The sequence below is a fragment of the Candidatus Eisenbacteria bacterium genome, from assembly GCA_005893305.1.
In the GTDB taxonomy this organism is placed as follows: domain Bacteria; phylum Eisenbacteria; class RBG-16-71-46; order SZUA-252; family SZUA-252; genus WS-9.
In genome coordinates this window covers 4,888-8,959 of the sequence record VBOZ01000012.1, presented here as the reverse complement: position 1 = coordinate 8,959, position 4,072 = coordinate 4,888, and the positions used below count along the sequence as shown (strand labels likewise).

The 4,072-nt window shown below is 62.7% G+C and carries 2 protein-coding genes and 1 pseudogene; 2 read left to right on the top strand and 1 reads right to left on the bottom strand.

Features of this window, described 5'->3' with window-relative positions; genetic code table 11:
- Positions 1–102: 102 nt before the first annotated feature.
- A complete protein-coding gene (locus E6K79_04330; GenBank protein ID TMQ65563.1) occupies positions 103–1,251 on the bottom strand; it encodes a capsule assembly Wzi family protein in 1,149 nt (382 codons plus the stop codon).
- 587 nt (positions 1,252–1,838) lie between these two features.
- Here E6K79_04330 and E6K79_04325 point away from each other — a divergent pair.
- Both E6K79_04325 and E6K79_04320 read left to right on the top strand, forming a co-directional pair.
- Positions 1,839–3,401 carry a capsule assembly Wzi family protein gene (locus E6K79_04325; GenBank protein TMQ65562.1) on the top strand — a complete coding sequence of 521 codons (1,563 nt, stop codon included), beginning with the start codon at positions 1,839–1,841 and terminating at the stop codon, positions 3,399–3,401.
- A gap of 7 nt (positions 3,402–3,408) precedes the next feature.
- A pseudogene (locus E6K79_04320) lies at positions 3,409–4,072 on the top strand (class I SAM-dependent methyltransferase).

The following is a 4,072-nucleotide window of genomic DNA, read 5'->3' as shown; positions in this document are numbered from 1 at the left end:
GAGCGGGCCGTGCGGATCCGACGCGGCGATCTCAGGCTTGCATGGGAGCGGGCGGTGCGGGAGGAGGGGTAACCAGCCCAGAGGGCGCCTCGCTGAGCGTTCTTAGTCTCCTCCCGGTCTCAACCAGCCGCTCCAGTTCAATCGAAGCGAGCCCTGGAAAAACCACTCGACCCGCCCATCGCCCTTCACGTTCTCCAGATTCTTCACGTCAACGTAGCCCCCGCCCAATCTGAGATCGATCCCGGGCCGCGGATGTATCCACAGCTCGCTCGAGATCTTGTTCCGCCGCTCGACGGTACCGGTCGGGACGTGATCGAACTCTGGGAATGAATTCAGGGAATCCGGTCCAGTGATCGGGACGGGCCACGGATCGGTGAGGCGCGTCTGCCCCCGCTCTTCCAATCGGTACGCCATGGACCACGTGATCTTCTCGGATGCCCAGTGGCGGAATTCCACGTCGATCGCCTGCGCGTCGGAGCCCAGATCGAATCCGATCGGCTGGCCTTGATAAATGTAGCGGTTCCACGGCAGAACCTGATTGTAGGTGAAGGGCTGAACCTTGGCCCACTCGATGCGCAGGAGCCCGCCGTCCAACCCGAACGGGTTGTAGAAGCGCTGCCCGAGGAGGAACCCACCCTCGAACGGCTCCTTGTCCGCGGGCGACTTGTGCTCGAACTGGACATCGTCGATCATCAGCTCGCCGTATAGCTCCATGCTCGGAATCGGACGAAGCTCGCCGGTGAACGAGAGAAGGGCGTTGTCGTTCTTCCCCTTGTTCCACTGGCCCGCGTAGTAGATCGAGACCGGAATCGTGTACTCCGCCTCGAGGCCGCGGTCCTTCCCGCCGTAGACGACCGTCTCCGCGACTCCGAGCGCCACCGTGTGGCTGACCTGCCAGCGGATCCGGTGTCCGCTGATGTGACGGAGAATCTTGGTGCCGGCCGGGATGGTGTCCCCCGGCGCCTCCGCCACCGGCGCGTCGAGGGTCATGTCGTCGAGACTCGAGAAGAACGAGGAGGCGGTCACCGCCCCGACGTGAACGCGCAGACCGATCTGATCGAAGGGAGGCGCGTAGGACGATAGTAAGAGCGTCGATTTCTCCGAGGCGCCCCAGCGGAGATCCTCGCGGCCCAGGAGGACGTCGGCGGCGCCGAGTTGAACGAGCAGATACGCGTTCCGTTCGTCCCCCGTCCACCCGTGCCGCCACGGCCGGCCGTTGAAGTTAGGCACCTGCCCCCCGTCCGTGTCGATCCGGAATCGAAGCCCGCCGGCGAGGCCGCGCCCTGAGGTAAATCCCGGCCGAAGCGTCGCTGGTCCTCACCTGTTTCCGCTTCGGCGCGCGCTTCCAGTCCGAAGCCTAGCGAGGCATCGCCAGTAAGCTTGGAGAACGCGGCCGGCGGCTGCGGTTCGGCCGGGTCGACTTCGTTTTCAATCCGATCGATGAGCCAACCCTCGAACTGCGTGTAGTCGCGCTGAGTGGAGTCGGCCAGAGCGCGTTCGCTGCGGAGCGCTCGCGCGACGGCTTCCCGAGCGTAGGGCCGGTCGGCCAGCGAGAGACCCGGAAGGATGCCGCGTCCGATCGCCTCGGTGATGAACGGTGTCACCCAGTGGTCGAGCGGAATGTAAGGGAGCGTGCTGGCGTGCGCGCGGGGCATACCGACGCAGGGCGAACCACGGCACGGGTCTGCACCGGAGGCGCATCGGCGGAGCATAGGGACGCGCAGGGAGCGGGGTCAACGGTTGAGTCCGCGCGGGGGGCGGGGAGGACGACAGACTCGGCGCGGGGGAGCAGGGTCGGCAATGGACTCGGCGCTGGGGAGCCGCTATCCTGCCCCGCGATGAATCGTCTCCTAGCCGCGGTCTTCGTGAGTGTCGCGTTGCCTTGCTTCGCCAGCCCGGCGTTTGCGACCTATCTGCCCCAAGAGCGCATCCCCACGGACAGTCCCGTCTATCGTGATCTCGAGCGGCTGGCGACGAGCTGGGGCGTGCAGCCTCGGTTCTTGTCGAGTCGGCCGCTTCGGAGGGCTGAGGCGCTGGAGTTTTTGCGCGGGCTTGCCGAGGCGCGCGGCGGTGCGGAGGAAGATCCCGCGTTTCAGCGGGCTTTGCGATTTCTGGACCCCACGGCGCACGGAGCGACAAAGTCGCTGATCTCCATCGCAGGCGAGGACGACGAGCGGCTCGAGGCCTCACCGTACGCGTCGTTGCTCTACGAGGACGATCCAAGGAATAGTCCCGACGTGAATCGGGACTATCGCGTGGGCGTCGCGGTTGCTGGGGCTCTCGATACGTCGGCGGTCTTCGTCGCGAATTTCTATGAGGGAACAGCCTCGCAGGGAGGACGCGGAACCCCCGATTTCGGCGACTTCAACTCCCTGATCGAGGGTGTCAATTTCAACTCGTACGTGAATGAGGCGTACGTGGAGTTTCCCATCTCCCGGCTCAGATTTCTCTTCGGCCACACGTGGCTTCGTTGGGGTCCCGGCCAGAGCGGAACGCTGGCGCTCTCCGACGCGGCGCCCGCCCTGGACATGCTGCGCCTCGAGGCGGGAATGTTCCGGAAGCTCCGTTACACGCAATTCACCGCTATGCTCGACCCAGGACCGGAGACCTACTTGGCCGGACACCGCCTCGAGTGGGCTCCGAGTAACAGGATCACGGCAGGGTTCACGGAGCTGGCCCGCTTCAATGGGACCAGCCAGACACCTCTATATTTCATCCCGTTCGTGCCCTACTCGTACTGGGAGAAGCGACCGAAATCGGGGGGCGTATCGCCGGCCGATTCGACCGGGGATCTGCTCCGGAAGAACAACGTGCTCTGGGCCGCAGATGTTGCCTGGAGCTTCCGGCCCGGCTGGCGAGTCTACGGCGAGTTCCTCATGGACGACTATTCGTTCAGCAGCGACTACAAGCCGGACATGCTCGGCTACCAGGCGGGTGCGGACTGGCGCCGGACCTTGAAGGGGCGAGGTGCAATCGGTGCCGCGGTTGAGTATTCGCGAGTGAACAACTTCACCTACTCCGTGTGGCATCGGCACGATTTTTCTTACAACGGCTTCCCGACCGGGTATGTCCTGGGCCCGGATGTTCAGGCATTGAGCGGCGAGGCCACCCTGGAGTGGGGGCCGAACTTGGAATTTCGACTACGGGGAGAGTGGCGCCGGAAGGGTGAAGGTCGCGTGGGGGATGCGTGGCTGAAGACTGATGGCAAAGTGGACGCTTCCGCGTTTCAGGGGGTCGTTGAGCGAGAGACGCGCGTGCGCGCGGCGGCAATCTTCTCTCCGGTCAGGTGGCTGCATGTGGAGGCGGTAGTGGGCCATGCATCGATCAGGAATCTAGATCACGTCTTGGCCCCCCCGGAGATCGAAGCTCCACTTCGGATTGACGGGCGCGTCGAATGGTGACAGAAAAATGAGCGCGGCCAACATCTACGGCGATGGGACCTACCTTGATAACAATCCCACTTGGCACGAAGAGGACTCACCATGGAAGGCCAGGCAGATATGGCGGCTTCTTAGGAGAAACCGGATTGAACTTTCGACTCTATGTGAGGTTGGGTGGAGCGGGAGAGGTGCTGAACCGACTAGCGAGAGAGTATGGGGAGAAAGGGTTGTTCACAGGATACGAGATCTCGCCCCAGGCATTTGCCATCTGCAAGGGGAAAGAGCGGCCCAACCTAAGATTCCTTCACAAGGATCTCTTTGACGACCGCGATGCCACGTTTGATGTTGTAATGGCCATCGATGTGATCGAGCACGTCGAGGACTACTTCGGATTTCTGCGCCGACTGCGAGAACGAGGGCGTTACAAGGTGTTTCACTTACCACTCGACCTGTCGGTGCAGACGGTTCTGCGGAGTTCACCCATATTGTGGAGTAGATCCTCAGTCGGCCATATCCACTACTTCACGAAGGAAACCGCTTTGGCCACATTGAAGGACACGGGCTATCAGGTAGTTGATTGGTTCTATACTAGCGGTTCCTTGGAGCTTCCCAATCGCGGCTGGAAGGCCAACCTAATGAGCTTGCCCAGAAGAGCATTTTCCCTGGTCAGTCAGGATCTAACGGTTAGAGTC

Excerpts from the sequence above, each read along its gene's own strand:
- E6K79_04325 (TMQ65562.1), top strand. The coding sequence starts at position 1,839 with ATGAATCGTCTCCTAGCCGCGGTCTTCGTGAGTGTCGCGTTGCCTTGC.